16 protein-coding genes are annotated in these 20,527 nt (G+C 44.8%); 10 read left to right on the plus strand and 6 right to left on the minus strand.

The window, feature by feature from the left end; all coding sequences use genetic code 11:
• The first annotated feature begins 17 nt into the window (after positions 1 to 17).
• The 6 genes from AAFX28_RS11020 to lpdA all read left to right on the plus strand — a co-directional run bounded on the left by AAFX28_RS11020 (position 18) and on the right by lpdA (position 10,122).
• A complete protein-coding gene (locus AAFX28_RS11020) occupies positions 18 to 764 on the plus strand; it encodes a thioredoxin fold domain-containing protein (RefSeq protein ID WP_408687641.1) in 747 nt (248 codons plus the stop codon).
• 39 nt (positions 765 to 803) lie between these two features.
• Positions 804 to 2,537, plus strand: coding sequence for a single-stranded-DNA-specific exonuclease RecJ (gene recJ / locus AAFX28_RS11025; protein ID WP_408687643.1), 1,734 nt, complete (start codon positions 804 to 806; stop codon positions 2,535 to 2,537).
• Between the two features lie 501 nt (positions 2,538 to 3,038).
• Positions 3,039 to 3,806 (plus strand): pyruvate dehydrogenase complex transcriptional repressor PdhR, encoded by a 768-nt coding sequence (gene pdhR, locus AAFX28_RS11030; protein ID WP_408687645.1) that lies wholly within the window; start codon positions 3,039 to 3,041, stop codon positions 3,804 to 3,806.
• A gap of 50 nt (positions 3,807 to 3,856) precedes the next feature.
• On the plus strand, positions 3,857 to 6,520 hold the full coding sequence (aceE, locus tag AAFX28_RS11035) for a pyruvate dehydrogenase (acetyl-transferring), homodimeric type (RefSeq protein WP_408687646.1): 2,664 nt from the start codon (positions 3,857 to 3,859) through the stop codon (positions 6,518 to 6,520).
• A 30-nt stretch (positions 6,521 to 6,550) separates the two neighbouring features.
• On the plus strand, positions 6,551 to 8,449 hold the full coding sequence (gene aceF, locus AAFX28_RS11040) for a pyruvate dehydrogenase complex dihydrolipoyllysine-residue acetyltransferase (protein ID WP_408687648.1): 1,899 nt from the start codon (positions 6,551 to 6,553) through the stop codon (positions 8,447 to 8,449).
• Between the two features lie 242 nt (positions 8,450 to 8,691).
• Positions 8,692 to 10,122 carry a dihydrolipoyl dehydrogenase gene (gene lpdA, locus AAFX28_RS11045; protein WP_032550144.1) on the plus strand — a complete coding sequence of 477 codons (1,431 nt, stop codon included), beginning with the start codon at positions 8,692 to 8,694 and terminating at the stop codon, positions 10,120 to 10,122.
• Between the two features lie 265 nt (positions 10,123 to 10,387).
• Here lpdA and AAFX28_RS11050 read toward each other — a convergent pair whose 3' ends face one another.
• On the minus strand, positions 10,388 to 11,002 hold the full coding sequence (locus AAFX28_RS11050; RefSeq protein WP_408687650.1) for a LuxR/HapR/OpaR family quorum-sensing transcriptional regulator: 615 nt from the start codon (positions 11,000 to 11,002) through the stop codon (positions 10,388 to 10,390).
• A 317-nt stretch (positions 11,003 to 11,319) separates the two neighbouring features.
• On the opposite strand from AAFX28_RS11050, the gene hpt reads away from it, so the two are divergent.
• Positions 11,320 to 11,850 carry a hypoxanthine phosphoribosyltransferase gene (gene hpt, locus AAFX28_RS11055; protein ID WP_408687652.1) on the plus strand — a complete coding sequence of 177 codons (531 nt, stop codon included), beginning with the start codon at positions 11,320 to 11,322 and terminating at the stop codon, positions 11,848 to 11,850.
• Positions 11,851 to 11,930: 80 nt separating this feature from the next.
• Here the strand turns inward: hpt and can are convergent, their stop codons facing one another.
• Complete coding sequence (can, locus tag AAFX28_RS11060) at positions 11,931 to 12,599, minus strand: carbonate dehydratase (protein WP_408687653.1); 669 nt, start codon at positions 12,597 to 12,599, stop codon at positions 11,931 to 11,933.
• Positions 12,600 to 13,014: 415 nt separating this feature from the next.
• Here can and AAFX28_RS11065 point away from each other — a divergent pair, with 415 nt between their 5' ends.
• The 3 genes from AAFX28_RS11065 to AAFX28_RS11075 all read left to right on the plus strand — a co-directional run bounded on the left by AAFX28_RS11065 (position 13,015) and on the right by AAFX28_RS11075 (position 16,548).
• Positions 13,015 to 14,685, plus strand: coding sequence for a SulP family inorganic anion transporter (locus AAFX28_RS11065; RefSeq protein ID WP_408687654.1), 1,671 nt, complete (start codon positions 13,015 to 13,017; stop codon positions 14,683 to 14,685).
• A gap of 173 nt (positions 14,686 to 14,858) precedes the next feature.
• On the plus strand, positions 14,859 to 15,776 hold the full coding sequence (locus AAFX28_RS11070) for an ABC transporter ATP-binding protein (RefSeq protein WP_408687656.1): 918 nt from the start codon (positions 14,859 to 14,861) through the stop codon (positions 15,774 to 15,776).
• Position 15,777: 1 nt separating this feature from the next.
• On the plus strand, positions 15,778 to 16,548 hold the full coding sequence (locus tag AAFX28_RS11075) for an ABC transporter permease (protein WP_408687657.1): 771 nt from the start codon (positions 15,778 to 15,780) through the stop codon (positions 16,546 to 16,548).
• A 324-nt stretch (positions 16,549 to 16,872) separates the two neighbouring features.
• Here AAFX28_RS11075 and panC read toward each other — a convergent pair whose 3' ends face one another.
• From panC to pcnB, 4 genes are read right to left on the minus strand one after another with little or no spacing between them, the layout of a single operon-like run.
• Complete coding sequence (gene panC / locus AAFX28_RS11080; RefSeq protein WP_408687658.1) at positions 16,873 to 17,775, minus strand: pantoate--beta-alanine ligase; 903 nt, start codon at positions 17,773 to 17,775, stop codon at positions 16,873 to 16,875.
• A gap of 10 nt (positions 17,776 to 17,785) precedes the next feature.
• On the minus strand, positions 17,786 to 18,580 hold the full coding sequence (gene panB / locus AAFX28_RS11085; protein WP_408687660.1) for a 3-methyl-2-oxobutanoate hydroxymethyltransferase: 795 nt from the start codon (positions 18,578 to 18,580) through the stop codon (positions 17,786 to 17,788).
• Positions 18,581 to 18,602: 22 nt separating this feature from the next.
• Positions 18,603 to 19,088: a 2-amino-4-hydroxy-6-hydroxymethyldihydropteridine diphosphokinase gene (gene folK / locus AAFX28_RS11090; protein ID WP_408687662.1), complete on the minus strand. Its 486-nt coding sequence runs from the start codon at positions 19,086 to 19,088 to the stop codon at positions 18,603 to 18,605.
• Positions 19,085 to 20,452 (minus strand): polynucleotide adenylyltransferase PcnB, encoded by a 1,368-nt coding sequence (gene pcnB / locus AAFX28_RS11095; protein ID WP_408687664.1) that lies wholly within the window; start codon positions 20,450 to 20,452, stop codon positions 19,085 to 19,087. The genes folK and pcnB overlap by 4 nt, the downstream gene beginning before the upstream one ends.
• Positions 20,453 to 20,527 lie beyond the last annotated feature (75 nt).

The following is a 20,527-nucleotide window of genomic DNA, read 5'->3' on the forward strand; positions in this document are numbered from 1 at the left end:
GATTTAAGGTGAATTGAATGAGCGTATTACGCCGAATGACTCTATTGACGTTGCCATTGCTACTGGCAACACAGAGCGTATCTGCAAATGAAGTGAAGTTTGATAAAGCTCAGTTAGAAGAGCGTTTTCAAAAACTTGGTTTAGAAGTCAAAGAGGTTGTCCCAGCTGATATTGATGGTTTAGTCGAGGTTCAAACGAGCGGCGGCATCTTATTTGCTTCTCCAAATGGAGACTATTTCCTAGCGGGGACGTTATACAAATTGGATGCGAACGGCCAGTATGAAGATGTTCTCGCTAAACGCCAAGCGCCAATCAATGCCGCGAAGATAGAAGCATTTAAAGACAGCATGATCGAGTTTAAAGCGGACAACGAGAAATACGTTGTGACTGTCTTTACTGATATCACTTGTGGTTATTGTGTTCGTCTTCATAGCCAAATGAAAGGCTATAACGATTTAGGAATCACGGTTCGCTATATGGCGTATCCTCGTCAGGGGGCTACAGGTGGTGTAGCGGATCAAATGGCAGCTATTTGGGGATCAGAAGACCCTCATGCCGCGATGCACAACGGCAAAGTAAAGCGTGAGATCCCTTCGGAAGGTGAAGACTTTGCTAAGTACCAAGAGATTATCAAACAACACTACGCTCTTGGCCGTGAGTTGGGTATCAGTGGCACGCCTGCTATTTTCCTACCAAATGGTGAGATGGTTGGTGGCTATTTACCGCCAGCACAACTTATTCAGCGCCTAGAACAAATCCAATAATCAGAAAAAGAGCCTCTAAACGAGGCTCTCATACTCTTTATGATAGAAATTCAACGCAGACCAGACGTCGATCTTAGTCAGTTACCAGACTCAATCCCTTCGCTTTTGAAGCGCATATATATTTCTCGTGGCGTTCACAACATTGAACAGCTAGAGACGACTGCACGCGCTTTACACTCATATCAGAAATTGCATGGGATTGAGTTGGCGGTGGAATTACTGTTTGGTGCAATTCAAAACAATAAACGCATCATCGTTGTGGGCGATTTCGATGCTGATGGTGCCACCAGTTCAGCGTTGTCTGTTCTTGCTCTACGTATGCTTGGTTCCAGTAATGTCGATTATTTGGTGCCAAACCGATTTGAAGATGGCTATGGCCTTAGTCCTGAGGTCGTTGATCAAGCGATTGAAATCGGGGCAGAAGTTATCATGACGGTGGATAATGGCGTCTCTTCGATTGAAGGTGTTCGTTATGCTAAGGAAAAAGGGCTTCAAGTTTTAGTAACGGACCACCACTTACCCGGTCATGAGTTACCGAATGTGGATGCAATGGTAAACCCGAACCTCCAAGAATGTGCGTTCCCATCGAAAGCTTTGGCTGGTGTAGGTGTTGCCTTTTATCTGATGATGGCGCTTTGCGTTCACATGAGAAAAACAGGATGGTTTTCCAAGCAAGGTATGGCTGAACCGAAACTCATGGAGCTGATTGATCTTGTCGCCTTGGGTACGGTGGCGGACGTTGTACCGTTGGATGAGAACAATCGAATATTAGTCCATCAAGGGTTGCAACGAATTCGAGCTGGTAAAGCACGCCCTGGTATTCAAGCGTTGATTGAAGTGGCAAAGCGTGATGCTAGACGTCTAGTTGCTTCCGACTTTGGCTTTGCACTAGGCCCACGTATCAATGCAGCTGGCCGCTTGGATGATATGTCATTTGGCGTTGAGCTACTGCTCAGCAATAACATTCATGCTGCGCGTCGTATGGCGAGCGAATTGGATGGTTTAAACCAAACGCGTAAAGAGATTGAAGAGGGAATGAAGCAAGAGGCCATGGCCATTTGTGAGCGCCTTCAGTTTGGTGAAAACATGCCTCATGGTTTGGTTTTGTTCCAGCGCGACTGGCATCAAGGTGTAATCGGCATCTTGGCCTCTCGTATCAAAGAGAAGTTCCACCGCCCAGTTATCGCGTTTGCTGACGGAGGGGAAGGCTCGATTAAAGGTTCATGTCGCTCTATTCCAGGTCTACATATGCGTGATGTATTAGATCGTATTGATACTCAGAATCCGGGTTTGATCGTTAAGTTCGGTGGTCATGCTATGGCTGCAGGTTTAACGATCATGGAGAGTAACTTTGAGCGTTTTTCGAAGCTCTTTGATCAAGCGGTAAAAGAGGACTTAGATGAAGCGGCACTCAAAGGTGTGATCCTATCCGATGGAGAACTTAAACCTGAAGAGTTCTCAATGCATATAGCTGAGACACTGCGTGCTGGTGGTCCTTGGGGACAAGCGTTCCCTGAACCAACATTTGATGGGGAATTTAAAGTGCTTCATCAAAAGCTGGTGGGCGAAAAGCACTTAAAATTGATGTTAGAGCCGCTGCATAAAGGTCATCCAACCAATATTATGATTGATGGCATAGCATTTAATGTCGATTTACGTCGTTGGCCTGATGCTTCTGCAAAGACTGTCCATTTGGCGTATAAGCTTGATATTAATGAGTTTCGCGGTAACCAGTCATTGCAATTGATGATTGATCATATTGAGGCAAGGTAGTCTTTTAATAAGTGTCACGAAGGTGCGAGTAGGGAGTCTTTATAGGTTTTCTACTCGCTTTGAGAGCCCCAACTCGTTCGTACCTCACTCTTGAGGATGACGTTGTTTCGTATGGTTTGATGTCTGAATTGTCATTCCATAGAGCGACGAAGGACCGAGTAGGGGATCTCTAATGATTTTCGACTTGAGCTCATTTCAAAAACCTCTCCGAACATCGCGTTTTTCTTTTCATTCCCTAATAACCTTTCATATTTGTTTAAAACTGACCAATTAAAGTGTGATGGCTGGCACGCTTTCTCCCCACCTGTTTATAATTTGTAATTGGTCAGACCAATTTAATTGCCGTTTTAATCGACTATTGTTATCAAAGTGTTTATACGTGACCTGTTCTATGATTTGGGTCAATTTTTGACTGGAACTTGCGTTTTAATTATGTTAATTTTCCCGCCAACTTAAAATTGGTATTACCAATTGACTGCAAAGAGTAGAAGAACAACAACTATGGCTTATCAAAGGATTCGTCAGCCAAAACTTTCTGATGTCATTGAACAGGAATTGGAAAGGCTGATAGTGGAAGGAACATTGTCTCCGGGGCAACAGCTGCCACCAGAGCGTGAGCTGGCAAAGCAGTTCGATGTTTCTCGTCCGTCAATCCGTGAGGCAATTCAACGCCTTGAAGCTAAACGTCTTCTTACTCGTCGTCAAGGCGGTGGCACATTCGTTAGTGAGAACATCTGGACCAGTTTTTCAGATCCTCTGCTAAATTTATTGTCTAGCCACTCTGAGACTCAGCTGGATTTACTGGAAACGCGTCATGCGATGGAAGGTATTGCCGCTTACTTTGCAGCAGTTCGTGGTACCGAAGAAGACTTTGAGCGTATTCAGGCTTGCCTGGAAAACATCAGTGAAGAGCAAACGAAGAAGAATGTTGAAGCGGAAGCTGCTGCAGTAATGCAGTTTCTGATTGCTTTAACAGAAGCTGCACACAACGTTGTGCTTCTACATATTGTTCGTAGTCTTGCCCCTTTGCTGGAGCAAAATGTCTTACAGAATTTAAAGCTCTTACATCGCCGCAATGAAGTGGTTGAAAAAGTAAGTAAACATCGAGCTAATATTGTTGATGCGATTGTTTCTGGACAGCCTGAAAAGGCGCGTGAAATGTCTCACTCACACTTAGCTTACATCGAAGAAACATTGTTGGATTTGACTCGTGAAGAGTCGCGCAGAGAGCGTTCTTTGCGTCGAATTCAACAAGGTAACGATTCTTAACGAAGCGTTGCTTAAGTAACTAGATCCAACCAACAGAAGGATAGATCGCCATGTCTGACATGAAGCATGACGTAGACGCACTGGAAACTCAAGATTGGCTACAAGCCCTAGAGTCAGTAGTACGTGAAGAAGGTGTAGAACGTGCACAGTTTCTACTAGAAACCGTTCTAGAGAAAGCACGTCTAGACGGCGTTGATATGCCAACTGGTATCAACACTAACTACATCAACACGATTCCGGCAGCACAAGAGCCAGCATACCCAGGTGATGTAACTCTTGAACGTCGTATTCGCTCAATCATTCGCTGGAACGCAATCATGATCGTATTGCGCGCGTCTAAGAAAGACCTAGACCTAGGTGGTCACATGGCTTCTTACCAGTCAGCGGCTGCATTCTACGAAGTATGTTTCAACCACTTCTTCCGTGCTCCAAACGAGACGGACGGTGGCGATCTAGTATACTACCAAGGTCACATCTCACCAGGTATCTACTCTCGTGCATTCGTTGAAGGTCGTCTAACTGAAGAACAGCTAGATAACTTCCGTCAAGAAGTAGACGGTAAAGGTATCCCATCATACCCGCACCCTAAACTTATGCCTGAGTTCTGGCAGTTCCCAACAGTATCTATGGGTCTTGGTCCAATCTCTGCTATCTACCAAGCGCGTTTCCTTAAGTACCTAGACGGTCGTGGTCTAAAAGACACGTCTGCACAGCGTGTATACGCGTTCCTAGGTGACGGTGAGATGGATGAGCCAGAATCACGTGGTTCTCTATCTTTCGCTGCGCGTGAGAAGCTAGACAACCTAACATTCCTAATCAACTGTAACCTGCAGCGTCTAGATGGCCCTGTAATGGGTAACGGTAGCATCATCCAAGAACTAGAAGGCCTATTCAAAGGTGCTGGTTGGAACGTTGTTAAAGTTATCTGGGGTAGCAACTGGGATTCACTACTTGCTAAAGACACGACTGGTAAACTACTACAGCTAATGAACGAAACTGTAGATGGTGACTACCAAACATTTAAATCTAAAGACGGTGCTTACGTTCGTGAACACTTCTTTGGTAAGTACCCAGAGACAGCTGCACTAGTTGCAGACATGACTGATGATGAAATCTTCGCACTTAAGCGTGGTGGTCATGAGTCTTCTAAGCTTTACGCAGCATACAAAAACGCGGCGGAAACTAAAGGTCGTCCTACAGTAATCCTAGCTAAGACTGTTAAAGGTTACGGCATGGGTGAAGCGGCTGAAGGTAAGAACATCGCGCACCAAGTTAAGAAGATGGACATGACTCACGTTCTACACCTACGTGATCGTCTAGGTCTTCAAGACATCCTAACTGACGAAGCAGTGAAAGAACTTCCATACCTGAAACTTGAAGAAGGTACAGCGGAGTACGAATACCTACACGCTCGTCGTAAAGAACTAAAAGGTTACACGCCACAGCGTCTACCTAAGTTCACTCAAGAATTTAAAACACCTGAGCTAGAAGAGTTCGCTCCGCTACTAAGTGAGCAGAAGCGTGATATCTCTACAACAATGGCTTACGTTCGTACTCTTAACATCCTGCTTAAGAACAAGAACATTGGTAAGAACATCGTTCCTATCATCTGTGACGAAGCTCGTACGTTTGGTATGGAAGGTCTATTCCGTCAGATCGGTATCTACAACCCGCACGGTCAGAACTACACTCCTCAGGATCGCGACATCGTTTCTTACTACAAAGAAGCAACATCAGGTCAGGTTCTACAAGAAGGTATCAACGAACTAGGTTCAATGGCATCTTGGGTTGCTGCTGCGACTTCTTACAGCACAAACGATCTGCCAATGATCCCGTTCTACATCTACTACTCTATGTTCGGTTTCCAACGTGTTGGCGACATGGCATGGATGGCTGGTGACCAACAAGCTCGTGGTTTCCTACTAGGTGCTACTGCAGGTCGTACAACGCTAAACGGTGAAGGTCTACAGCACGAAGATGGTCACTCGCACATCATGGCGAACACGGTTCCTAACTGTATTTCTTACGACCCAACATTCGCTTACGAAGTTGCAGTAATCATGCAAGATGGTATTCGTCGCATGTATGGTGAGAACCAAGAGAACGTGTTCTACTACCTAACTGTGATGAACGAAAACTACGCAATGCCAGCAATGCCAGAAGGCGCTGAAGAAGGCATCCGTAAGGGTATCTACAAGCTTGAGTCTTACGCAGGTGACAAGTCTAAAGTTCAGCTAATGGGCTCTGGTACTATCATGAACGAAGTACGTAAAGCAGCGACTATCCTAAGCGAAGAGTACGGCATCGCATCTGATGTATTCTCTGTAACATCGTTCAACGAGCTAACTCGTGACGGTCAAGACGCAGAGCGTTACAACATGCTTCACCCAGAAGCAGAAGCTAAAGTACCTTACATTGCACAAGTAATGGGTACTGAGCCAGCAATCGCAGCGACTGACTACATGAAGAACTACTCTGAGCAAGTTCGCGCATTCATGCCTTCTGAGTCTTACAAAGTACTTGGTACTGATGGTTACGGCCGTTCTGACAGCCGTGAGAACCTACGTCGTCACTTCGAAGTTAACGCAGGCTACGTAGTAGTTGCAGCTCTTACTGAGCTAGCGAAACGTGGTGATGTTGAGAAGTCAGTAGTCGTTGAAGCGATTGCTAAGTTCAACATCGACACTGAAAAAACTAACCCACAATACGCTTAATACAGCGCTTAACTAGAAGGTAAATAAGCAATGGCAATCGAAATTAATGTACCTGACATCGGTGCGGATGAGGTTGAAGTTACTGAGATTCTTGTAAGCGTTGGCGACAAGGTTGAAGAAGAACAGTCTCTGATCACTGTTGAAGGCGACAAAGCTTCTATGGAAGTTCCAGCGTCTCAAGCAGGTATCGTTAAAGAAATCAAAGTATCAGAAGGTGATTCTGTTACTACTGGTTCTCTTATCATGATTTTCGAAGCCGAGGGTGCAGCAGCTGCTGCACCTGCTCCTGCAGCAGAAGCGGCTCCAGCAGCAGCTCCAGCTCCAGCAGCAGCGGCAGAACTTAAAGAAGTTCACGTTCCAGATATCGGTGGCGACGAAGTAGAAGTTACTGAAATCATGGTTGCAGTTGGCGATACAGTAGAAGAAGAGCAATCTCTTCTAACTGTTGAAGGCGACAAAGCTTCTATGGAAGTACCTGCACCATTCGCTGGTACTGTTAAAGAGATCAAGATCGCTTCTGGTGACTCAGTATCAACTGGTTCTCTAGTGATGGTATTCGAAGTAGCAGGCTCTGGCGCTCCAGTAGCTGCGGCTCCTGCAGTTGAAGCGGCTCCAGCAGCAGCTCCTGCGGCATCAGCAGAAAAAGAAGTAAACGTTCCAGATATCGGCGGTGACGAAGTTGAAGTTACTGAAGTAATGGTAGCGGTTGGCGACACAGTAGAAGAAGAGCAATCTCTAATTACTGTTGAAGGCGACAAAGCTTCAATGGAAGTTCCTGCACCATTTGCTGGTACAGTAAAAGAAATCAAGATTGCAGCTGGCGATAAAGTAACGACTGGCTCTCTAATCATGACTTTCGTTGTTGAAGGCGCGGCTCCAGCACCTGTTGCAGCTCCTGCTCAAGCCGCGGCTCCTGCAGCAGCACCAGCTCCTAAAGCTGAAGCTCCAGCGGCGGCAGCTCCAGCAACGACTGGTGATTTCCAAGAGAACAACGATTACGCTCACGCGTCTCCAGTTGTTCGTCGTCTTGCTCGTGAATTCGGCGTTAACCTAGCTAAGGTTAAAGGTACTGGTCGTAAGAGCCGTATCCTTAAAGAAGACGTTCAGTCTTACGTTAAAGATGCGCTTAAGCGTCTTGAGTCTGGCGCAGGTGCTGCAGCATCTGGCAAAGGCGATGGTGCTGCTCTTGGTCTTCTACCTTGGCCAAAAGTTGACTTCAGCAAGTTCGGCGAAACTGAAGTTCAAAAGCTTTCTAAGATCAAGAAGATCTCTGGTGCTAACCTACACCGTAACTGGGTAATGATCCCGCACGTTACACAGTGGGATAACGCAGACATCACTGAGCTTGAAGCGTTCCGTAAAGAGCAGAACGCAATCGAAGCGAAGAAAGACACTGGCATGAAGATCACTCCACTTGTGTTCATCATGAAAGCGGTAGCGAAAGCTCTAGAAGCGTTCCCAGCGTTTAACTCTTCACTTTCTGAAGATGGCGAAAGCATCATTCTTAAGAAGTACGTAAACGTAGGTATCGCAGTAGATACGCCAAACGGTCTAGTTGTTCCTGTATTCAAAGACGTGAACAAAAAAGGCATCTACGAGCTATCTGAAGAGCTAATGGCTGTGTCTAAGAAAGCACGTGCTGGTAAGCTAACTGCAGCTGACATGCAAGGCGGTTGTTTCACAATCTCTAGCCTTGGTGGCATCGGCGGTACTGCATTTACGCCAATCGTAAACGCTCCAGAAGTAGGTATCCTAGGTGTATCTAAGTCTGAAATGAAGCCAGTGTGGAACGGTAAAGAGTTCGAACCACGCCTACAACTTCCACTGTCTCTATCATACGACCACCGTGTGATCGATGGTGCTGAAGGTGCACGCTTCATTACTTTCCTAAACGGTGCACTATCAGACATTCGTCGTCTAGTACTGTAATAGAGAAAGTAGAAATTAAGGTGGCTTTCGAGTCACCTTAATTCTTTATACAAAGAATAATTTTAGACAGCATTTTCAATACTCTTTCAGAAACTGAAAGGTGAATTGTTGTCTAGCTCACAGGCTAACTTAAAGCTACTTTCACACTGTTAACATCTCTGTAAAATGTTGGCTGTTTGAAAGCCCAATAATTTAAGAACATCTTCTCAGCCTGTTAGGGATAATGACTACAAGAGGTCACAATGAGCAAAGAAATTAAAGCCCAAGTTGTTGTACTTGGTTCAGGTCCTGCTGGTTACTCAGCAGCATTCCGTTGTGCAGACTTAGGTCTAGAAACAGTACTAGTTGAACGTTACAGCACTCTTGGTGGTGTATGTCTAAACGTTGGTTGTATTCCGTCAAAAGCACTTCTTCACGTTTCAAAAGTAATTGAAGAAGCTAAAGCGATGGCTGAGCACGGCGTTGTATTCGGTGAGCCACAAACTGACATCAGCAAGATCCGTATCTGGAAAGAGAAAGTTGTAAACCAACTGACTGGCGGTCTTGGTGGTATGGCTAAGATGCGTAACGTGACTGTAGTTAACGGCTACGGTAAGTTCACTGGCCCTAACTCTATCCTTGTAGAAGGCGAAGGCGAGTCAACAACAGTTAACTTTGACAACGCTATCATTGCTGCGGGTTCTCGCCCAATCAAACTACCATTCATCCCGCATGAAGACCCACGTATTTGGGATTCAACTGACGCGCTAGAGCTGAAAGAAGTACCAGAAAAACTGCTTATCATGGGTGGTGGTATCATCGGTCTAGAAATGGGTACGGTTTACCACTCTCTAGGCTCTAAAGTAGACGTAGTTGAGATGTTTGACCAAGTTATCCCTGCAGCGGATAAAGACATTGTTAAAGTCTTCACTAAGCGTATTAAGAACAAGTTCAAGCTAATGCTTGAAACTAAAGTTACTGCAGTTGAAGCGAAAGAAGACGGTATCTACGTTTCAATGGAAGGCAAAAAAGCACCAGCTGAAGCTGAGCGCTACGATGCAGTTCTTGTCGCTATCGGTCGTGTTCCAAATGGTGCACTTATCGACGCTGAAAAAGCGGGTATCGAAGTGGACGAGCGTGGCTTTATCAACGTTGATAAGCAAATGCGTACTAACGTTCCTCACATTCACGCGATCGGTGACGTTGTTGGTCAACCAATGCTTGCTCACAAAGGTGTGCATGAAGGTCACGTAGCTGCTGAAGTTATCTCTGGTAAGAAGCACTACTTCGACCCTAAAGTAATTCCATCAATTGCGTACACTGAGCCAGAAGTAGCATGGGTTGGTAAGACTGAGAAAGAAGCGAAAGCTGAAGGCATCAACTACGAAGTTGCTACTTTCCCTTGGGCTGCTTCTGGTCGTGCAATCGCATCTGACTGTGCAGACGGTATGACGAAGATGATCTTCGACAAAGACACGCACCGTGTAATCGGTGGTGCTATCGTAGGTACTAACGGTGGTGAGCTTCTTGGTGAAATCGGTCTAGCAATCGAAATGGGTTGTGACGCAGAAGATATCGCTCTAACTATCCACGCTCACCCAACTCTACACGAGTCTGTTGGTCTAGCGGCGGAAGTATTCGAAGGTTCAATTACTGACCTTCCAAATAAGAAAGCAGTTAAAAAGAAGAAGTAAATACTCTTCATACTTGAAGCTGCAGAGTCGTTAACTGTGTAAGTTCACCGGGTCGCCGGCCGCCCTAATCACATAGAAAACCTATGCTCATAGGGCTGAACTTACTTGTTGCCTAGCTGCAACTCCAATTATTTTGAGTATATAGATGCTAAAAGCCGCTGAGTAATCAGCGGCTTTTTTTGTTTCTACCAAAGGGTGTGTATTTGTACTTAAACTAAAAAAGCCGACGTGATTTACGCCGGCTTTTAAGTCTCAGATGTCTGTATTATTCAGCATTCTTGTAGATGCAAAGCATATCTAGGTAGCTTTGTGTCAAGCGAGTTACGGCTTGCTCATCTCTTACACGGTTTGCTTGTACGAATAGCGAGTAACAAATACCGTGGAACAGCGTTGCTAGATCCGAAGGATCATGGCTATCACACACTTCACCGCGCTCGATTGCTTTGATAAACATGTTTTGTACTAACAGTTGATTGGTGCGATTGGTCGTTACGAATAGCGGCCAAACTTCATCACGTGTTGATGCACTCCATTCAAACCACACTTTAAGCCAGTGGCAGTCTTCAACAACTAGCTCAACCATAGCAGTTGTGATGTTCGTTAGGTTTTCTTTTGCGTGAAGATCAAGATCGATGTTGTCCGAAAGGAAGTTCGAAAATTGGCGTACGACGTAGTTGAGTACGTCATCGACAAGATCCTCACGAGTAGGGAAGTAGTTAAATACCGTTGCAACAGATACCTGAGCGATCTCTGCGATATCAGCGTGACCACCACGGCCAATACCGCGACGAGCAAACACTTCAAGCGAGATTTCCATCAGTTGCTGTTTTCGTTTTTGAGGAGATAGACGCGTGCGCGGTCGTTTCTCTATAGAGTCCATAGTTATTTCCTTGCCAAAAGAGTTGATTGTATTTATTGGGCTTTTTGCCCTATTTAGTATTTTATTAGTTTTGCTATGACGCTTTATGAGTGTAATGGTGCATATGAGCAAGGTCAACGACTTCAGGCTATTTTATAGGCATCTTTGTTAATACCGTGCTAACGATCAACATGCTATTCCACAAACAATTTGGTTATTTTGAGGCAAACGTTTTTCCTCTTGGCGAGCTGGTGTTAAACTACCCGCCTGCAAAATCAGACTGTATTTGAGCGACTATAATTACGCTCAATACGACTAACGCAAAAAACGAGATTGGTATGAAGCATACAGTAGAAGTAATGATTTCTGAGCAAGAAGTCAGCAAGCGAGTACAAGAGCTAGGTAAACAAATTACTGAGCACTACAAAGGCAGCGAAGATCTAGTCATGGTTGGCTTGCTACGTGGATCATTTGTATTTATGGCTGATTTGGCGCGTGTGATTGATATTACTCACCAAGTGGACTTCATGACTGCATCAAGCTACGGCAACACAATGGAAAGCTCACGTGATGTTCGTATCCTAAAAGATCTTGATGATGACATTAAAGGTAAAGATGTTTTACTTGTTGAAGACATTATCGATACAGGTAACACGCTAAGCAAAGTAAAAGAGATTCTGTCGCTACGTGAACCTAAGTCTATTGAGATCTGTACGCTACTTGATAAGCCTTCTCGTCGTGAAGTTGATGTTGATGTTAAGTGGATTGGTTTCGAAATTCCGGACGAGTTCGTTGTTGGTGTTGGTATCGACTACGCTCAGAAATACCGTCACCTACCATTTATCGGTAAGGTTGTACCTCAAGAGTAATCCTACTCTGGTTGAAGAATAAACAAACGCCCGCTAATTTTAGCGGGCGTTTTTGTTTGGCTAGTTTTAACGATGCGAAATTAGCGACAAAGAAGCTTATGCTCGGGGTTGAGAATGGATTCCATCGCCGCTTGGTAGGATTTTTCGACGCTATCTCTAGAGTTAGATCGACCGCCTAAGTATTCTAGTTTGCCATCACCGATACCATAGACCACCCCGTGGATCTCAACGTCTTGGCCACGTTCCCATGCGTTTTGCATTATGGTGGAATTAGCGAGGTTATAGACTTGCTCGGCAACGTTAATTTCACCTAGCTTGTCAGCTCGATCGTCTTCTGGCATCGCTTCCAAGTAATTACGGTGTTTGAAATAGAGATCGCGGATATGTAGCAGCCAGTTGTTGATTAGACCTAGTTGAGGGTTATCAATTGCTGCTTTTACGCCACCACAGCCGTAGTGACCACATACGATAACGTGTTTAACCTTTAATACATCTACCGCGTATTGCACTACAGATAAGCAGTTTAAATCGGTATGGATGACTTGGTTAGCTACATTACGGTGTACAAACAGTTCACCAGAGTAGAGTCCAGTTAAGCGTTCTGCAGGTACTCGGCTGTCTGAACAGCCAATCCAAAGAAAACCAGGGCTTTGGCCCTCTTCGAGTTTGGCAAAGTACTCTGGGCGCTCAGCTTTGATCGACTCAGACCATTTTGAGTTGTTTTCAAATAGCTGTTTAATTTCCGGCATCTCGTTTGCAATCCTTAATAAATACTTGCATCACTATACACAATGTTACAATTTCCTTCCCGCTAATATTGCTCTAAACAGCACTCATCTGACGTGTTTGAGCGCCAAAAATCATAAACTTAGCACTCATCCTAACTAACGGTTATAACGTATGAGTTATGAGATGTGATTAACACTTATCTCTCTCTGATAACATTTGTTAGTATGATGAAATTAGCCACATTTCGCAGCAAATCGCTTACATTTTGTGTGAGATTTAGCTACAAAACTTAGGGTTATTTTGTAGGTATCTAGTGTATCTCAACTAAGCCTAAAAATAAGATGTCGTTATTGCACTTTATCAACGTTAACAGTTTGATGATTTAACACTAATTTGGTGTTTAAAGGTGCTTTATATTTAGCAGGGAGCAAAGCAGTGTTTGCTAGTCGTTTTGAAGATATGAATCTCAAAGGAGATGTATTTGGTGGTGTGACTACCGCTATTATCTCTTTACCCTTGGCGCTCGCATTTGGTGTTGCATCAGGAGCAGGTGCAGAAGCTGGCCTATGGGGTGCAATCATGGTGGGCCTATTTGCCTCACTGTTTGGTGGCTCTAACACGTTAATCTCTGAGCCGACCGGCCCAATGACCGTTATCATGACGGCTGTACTTACCAGCATGATGGCCAAATACCCTGAAACCGGCATGGCAATGACCTTTACTGTGGTCATGATGGCAGGTGCGTTTCAGATCCTTCTTGGTACATTGAAGTTAGGAAAATACGTAACTTTGATGCCATATAGCGTGATCTCTGGTTTTATGTCGGGGATTGGCGTGATTCTTATTATTCTTCAGTTATCCCCACTACTCGGTCATGCAGCCCCATCGGGTGGGGTAATGGGCACGTTATCGGCACTTCCTGATACCATCGCTAATATGAAGTTTAGTGAGCTATTTTTAGGTTTACTGACACTAGGGATTTTGTTTTTCTTTCCTAGACGCTATCGCAAGTATGTGCCGGCTCAGTTAGTTGCCTTAGTTGCGGTTACTCTTCTCTCGGTCATCTTCTTTGATACGGACTCGATTCGCCGCATCGGTGAGATACCTGCAGGTTTACCTTCTTTGGTTATTCCACACATTGATGCGTCTATGTTTACTGAAATGGTCATAGATGCTTTGGTACTAGGTACCCTTGGTTGTATTGATACGCTGCTAACTGCCGTTATTGGAGACTCACTGACACGTAAAGAGCACGACTCAGACAAAGAGTTACGGGGCCAAGGTCTAGCAAACATGATCTCAGGCTTGTTTGGCGCATTGCCTGGTGCTGGTGCAACCATGGGCACAGTGACCAACATTCAAGTCGGTGCTCGTTCTCCGTTATCGGGTGTGATTCGTGCGCTAATGCTTGCGTTAGTCGTATTGGTCGCTGGTGGGCTGACCGAACCGATTCCGATGGCTGTATTGGCAGGTATTGCAGTGTATGTTGGTTTTAACATCCTCGATTGGAGTTTTATTCAGCGCGCGCATAAAGTGAGCTTTGCGGGTATGGCGATCATGTACGGCGTGATGCTTCTTACTGTGTTTGTCGATTTGATCGTGGCGGTGGGGCTTGGGGTCTTTATCTCTAACATCATTATCATTGAGCGTTTGAGCCGTGAACAGGCTCGTCAGGTTAAAGCGATTAGTGATGCGGATGAAGATGATGTGCCATTGAGTGACAGTGAGCGTGGTTTACTCGATATGGCTAATGGTAAGGTACTGTTTTTCTATCTTTCAGGGCCAATGATCTTCAGCGTATCGAAGGCGATATCTCGTCAACATACTAGTATTTCTGATTATGAAGTGATGATCCTCGATTTGACTGACGTTCCTATGATTGATGTGACCGTTGGTCTTGCGCTAGAGAATGCAATTAAAGATGCACTAGATACTAATTGTCAGGTTTATTTGCTTTGTCCAAATGACAAGACTCGCCAGCAACTTGAGAAGTTTCATGTTATCGACTTAGTACCAGACGAAAATACATTTAAGTTCCGTTATGAAGCGCTTAAAGCAGCGATCAAACATGTTGAGACGGACGAACATCAGACCGCCTCTGTTTAGCTAACTAAATCACTGTTATTAAAAATAAACGCCGCAGAAAAAGTCTGCGGCGTTTTTATTTCTGACGTTCTTTATCCATAACATTTCCAAATTATTCGAAAGGTCTAATTGTAATCATCGTTATTCAACGATAAACTTATTTACGACTGGACAAGCAATGGCAAAATTATTCTATGTATGCACTCGAAATTGAGCAGCTTCGAAAGACTTACGCAGGTGGATTCGAAGCACTAAAGGGCATTAGCCTAAATGTTAAGAAAGGCGACTTCTATGCCTTGCTAGGCCCTAATGGAGCAGGAAAATCGACGACAATCGGTGTGATTTCGTCACTGGTTAATAAAACTTCAGGCAAAGTGAAAGTCTTTGGTTTTGATATTGATAAAGACCTTGAACTGGCAAAGCAGAATCTTGGTTTGGTTCCACAAGAATTCAACTTTAACCAATTTGAGACGGTGGAGCAGATCGTACTACAGCAAGCTGGTTATTATGGTGTGTCTAAAGCACTTGCTAAAGAGAGAGCACAAAAATACCTAACTAAACTCGATCTTTGGGAAAAGCGTAGCGAACGTGCACGAAACCTATCTGGTGGTATGAAGCGCCGTTTGATGATCGCCCGTGCTTTAATGCATGAGCCTCAGCTATTGATTCTAGATGAACCAACGGCAGGAGTTGATATTGAGCTGCGTCGTTCGATGTGGGAATTCTTAAAAGAGATCAATTCAGAGCAAGGCATTACGATCATTCTGACTACGCATTATCTCGAAGAAGCAGAAATGCTATGTCGCAATATCGGCATCATCAACAAAGGTGAGCTGATAGAAAATACCACGATGAAAGAGTTGTTGGGCAAGTTGCATGTAGAGACTTTCATCTTAGATTTGGAAGAAGGCAGCGATGAACCAACACTTACTGGTGTGAATAGCCAGACTTTCAGCAATGGCTCACTTGAGATTGAGATAGAAAAGAGCCAAGGGCTGAACGGGATTTTTACCCAACTAACAGAGCAGAGTGTAAAAGTGTTGTCTATGCGTAATAAAGCCAATCGCCTTGAAGAGCTATTTGTCAGTATCGTACGTGAAGGGAGCCAATAGTATGTATCGTTTATATTGGACTGCATTTTGTAGCCTACTGACCAAAGAAGTGAATCGCTTTACTCGTATCTGGGTACAAACCCTAGTGCCACCAGCGATTACGATGACACTTTACTTCATCATCTTTGGTAGTTTAATTGGCTCACGAATTGGTGAGATGAACGGATTTAGCTACATGGAATATATCGTTCCAGGCTTAATCATGATGTCGGTAATTACCAACTCGTATTCGAATGTTGCATCGTCTTTCTTTAGCGCTAAGTTTCAGAAAAATATTGAAGAATTGCTCGTAGCGCCGGTACCAAACTACGTGATCATTTTAGGTTTTGTTATGGGTGGCGTTGTGCGCGGTTTATTGGTCGGAACGATCGTAACGTTTGTGTCGCTATTCTTTGTTGATCTACAGGTCGATCATTGGGGCATTATTATCGCAACAGTATTTATGACCTCAGTAGTGTTTTCACTCGGTGGTTTGATCAATGCAGTCTATGCCAAAACATTTGATGATATCTCGATCATTCCTACTTTTGTTTTAACACCTCTGACTTACCTTGGCGGCGTGTTCTACTCAATCAGTCTATTGCCTGAATTTTGGCAAGGTGTTTCTAAGATCAACCCGATCGTTTATATGGTTAACGCTTTCCGCTATGGCTTTTTAGGTGTGTCGGATGTCGGCATTGTGACATCGTTTAGTGTGCTAAGTATTTTTGTCGTTGTTCTTTACGCCGTTGCGCATTACCTAGTGACTCGAGGCATTGGGTTGCGTAGCTAGCAGTTGATTGGGAACGGACTTCGTCCTACGGGGTTAATCGTCATTCCCTAGACTGACGAAGGAAGGAGTAGGGAATCTCTATGACTTGCTAACAGAGATCCCCAATTCTCTCGTACCTCGCTCTTGAGGATGACAGTTAGGGAAAATGTTGTGTGGAAAGAAGCTAGCACAGAGCGAGTCATTCCATAGAGCGACGGAGGAGAGAGTAGGGAATCTCTTTACGTTTTCGATTTGTTAGAAGAGTTCTCTAACTCATTCGTTGGTGACAGTAATAAAAAAGGGTTGATACTTGCGCATCAACCCTTTTTAGCTTTTCACTAAGCTCTATTCAGCGCTTTCAGATGACGTTTCTGTATTCTCTTCTTCCTTCGCTTCTACAACCATCTCAACCACTTGGTTGTCGATTAGGCGAGCTTTGCCAAGGAATGCTGACATTAGAATCACTGCTTGAGTTGTTTCTTCAGTGACAGCTTGAAGTGTACGTGCATCACGAATGAAAATTTCATCAGGTTGGAGACCAGCGGCACGCAGTTGGTCACTAGCATCTTCGATAACAGAAGCATAATCATCACGACCACCACGCATTGCACTACTGATCCAACGCATAGTACGAGCAAGCACAGGTGCGCGTTGGCGTTCATCAATCGTCAGCAGCCCATTGCGAGAGCTCATTGCTAGGCCATCCATCTCACGCACGGTTGGTACGCCTACGATTTCGATGTCCATTGCTAAGTCTTCAGTCATCTTGCGAATAACGGCAAGCTGCTGGTAATCTTTTTCACCAAAACAAGCAACGTCTGGTTGGACGATGTTGAATAGCTTTGTCACGACCGTTGCTACGCCGCGGAAGTGACCAGGGCGAGAAGCACCTTCTAGGATGTTAGAAAGCCCAGGAACTTCAACAGAGCTTTGTACTTCAACGCCGTGTGGGTAGATGATTTCTGGTGTAGGAGTGAAAACTAACTCAACCCCTTCAGTAGTTAATTTACTTAGGTCGTCTTCTAATGTGCGAGGGTAATTATTCAAATCGTCCGCACGATCAAACTGCATTGGGTTAACAAAGATGCTTACCACAACAATATCAGCGTGCTCACGCGCTTTACGTACGAGCGTTAGGTGACCTTCGTGCAAGTTGCCCATAGTTGGAACAAATGCGACTTTTCGGCCATCACGCTTGTACTGTTTGATTTGCTCTCTAAGAGCGACAATTTCAGCAAAAGTTTGCATGACTCAATCCTTACGCGATGGTGTGTGCTTCGCTAGGGAAGGCACCACTTTCTACATCTTCCTTGTATTTGGCCACAGCTTTACGCATGTCACCGGTTTCAGCAAGGAAGTTTTTCGAGAATTTTGGCATGTAGTTCGCTGCAATTCCAAACATATCGTGCATAACTAAGATCTGACCATCAGTTACGTTACCTGCACCGATACCAATGACAGGTACGTCACACACTTCGGTAATACGCGCTGCCAACTCTTTTGGTACACACTCAAGTAGGATAATTTGAGCACCCGCTTCTTGAAGCGCTAGAGCATCACGTACCATGCGGTCTGCTTTATCTTGCTCACGGCCTTGAACTTTAAACCCACCGAAAATATTAACTGACTGTGGCGTTAAACCTAGGTGCGCACAAACCGGTACTGCACGTTCTGTAAGAGTCTTAACGGTGTCAACTAACCAGTCACCGCCTTCAATCTTGACCATGTTTGCTCCAGCACGCATTAGCGTAGCAGCGCTCTCACACGCTTGCTCAGGCGTTGGGTAGCTCATAAATGGCATATCAGCCATTAGTAGGCAATTTGGGCTACCAGCGCGTACACAGCGCGTGTGGTAAGCAATATCTTCTACAGTGACAGGTAAAGTAGAAGACTCACCTTGAAGCACCATGCCTAAAGAGTCGCCGACAAGTAGTACAGGCATCTCTTGGCTTTCAAATAGCTGGGCAAAGCTTGCATCGTAAGCGGTAGAAGTCGCAAACTTACGGCCTTCTTGTTTCCACTTCATCAGATCATTGATGGAAATTTTTTTCATGATTTTTCCTTACAGAATTTGGCTATGATTGCCAAATACGCAGACCGTTTTGATCAACGACTTTGAGTAAATCGTCCAGTCTAGTCCCACATGGGAGGGTTAAATTTGGTGCGATTTCTGCGAGCGGGTAGAGCACAAATTCACGCTCTTTCATTCCGTAATGAGGAACAGTCAAACGCTCGGAATCCATCACCTCATTGCCATAAAGAAGAATATCGAGATCTAAGGTTCTTGGGCCCCAGCGTTCTTCTTTACGGACACGCCCTTGTTCTAACTCAATTGTTTGTGTGCAATTAAGTAGTTCAATCGGCGTTAATTCTGTTTTCAGCTCAACAACAGCATTGATGTAATCAGGCTGATCTTGCGGCCCCATTGGAGTGCTGCTGTACAGTGATGAAGTACTAACAAACTGTGACTTCGGTAGCTGCTTTAAGGCATCGATAGCGACATTGGCTTGAGAAACAGGATCGCCAAGGTTACTGCCTACGGCGATAAATACTGTGATCATGATGATGCCTTTGGCTTTTTCTTACGGTAGTTCTTACGGCGACGTTGTTTTGGTTGACCTTCACCGCTTGAATCTAAATCAGCGACCATGGCTTGACGCATATTGCGGCCAGCGTTTTGGAAGGTTTCCCACCATTTAGCCAGTTCTTGTACTTCGCCTTGTTCGATTTCACCACGCATTTCTAAGAAATCGAAGCCCGCACGGAATTTGTTTAACTCCATTAGGCGGAATGCGCGCTTGCCGTTACGGCGAGGCATACGTAGCTGTAGTTGCCAAATCTCGCGAATAGTTGCGGTATGGCGACGAGGAATAGCAATGGTGCGTACTTGATCATCAAGAACGTAGTTGCTTGCTTCCATGATTGCATCGTAATAAGCGAGCTTGCGAGTCTCCATCAACTGTTTCGCTTTTTCTTGTAGTGGGTACCACAACATAGCTGCAAACATGAAGGCTGGGTTAATACGCTTGCCTTCTTCAATGCGTTGATCAGTGGAGTCGAGAACGAGATCTAACATCTGCTCTGTCGGTGAGTCGTACTCTTCCGTAAAGAATTCTGCAATCGTTGGGAATAGTTGCTGGAACAGGTTGTATTCACGCATTAGGTGATAGGTCTCTAAACCATGCCCAGACTGAAGCATTTTTAGCGACTCTTCGTAAAGACGCGCTGCTGGAATATCTTGCAGTAGAGTTGCCATGTCTTCGATCGGTGCGGCAGTGTCTTCTTCGATATCAAAATCGAGCTTCACGGCAAAACGGATTGCACGCAGCATACGAACCGGATCTTCGCGATAGCGTGTTTCTGGATCGCCGAGTAAACGGATCAGCTTATCTTCTAAGTCTTCATTACCACCAGCATAGTCGTGAATAGAATAATCACCGATGTTGTAGTACATCGCATTAACAGTGAAATCACGACGTTCAGCATCTTCATCAATTGTGCCGTAGACGTTATCACGGAGAAGCATGCCTTCTTTTGACTGCTGTGAAACGTTCTTACTTGGTTCCTGGTGATGACCTCGGAACGTAGCAACTTCAATGATGTCACGGCCAAACATGATGTGCGCTAGGCGGAAGCGACGGCCAATTAGACGACAGTTTTTAAACAACTGGCGGATCTGCTCTGGCGTTGCGTTAGTAGCAATATCAAAATCTTTAGGCTGCTGCCCCAGTAATAAATCGCGGACGCCACCACCGACTAGGTACGCATCAAAGCCTGCACCATTAAGGCGGTATAACACCTTCAATGCATTATCACTGATCTGTTTGCGCGAGATGTTATGTTCTTGGCGAGTAATAATATTTAAAGCGAGCTCAGAGAATGTTTCTGTTTCGCTTGGTGTATTGTCGTTTTTGTTCATGTGCATCTGGCAATAATTGGTCAAGCCAACCTTGCTTGAGTTTAATATTTAGGCCCATCAGGGGCGAATTTGCGGCTAATA

Origin of the sequence: Vibrio sp. TBV020 (assembly GCF_046056895.1) — a bacterium.
GTDB lineage: Bacteria > Pseudomonadota > Gammaproteobacteria > Enterobacterales > Vibrionaceae > Vibrio.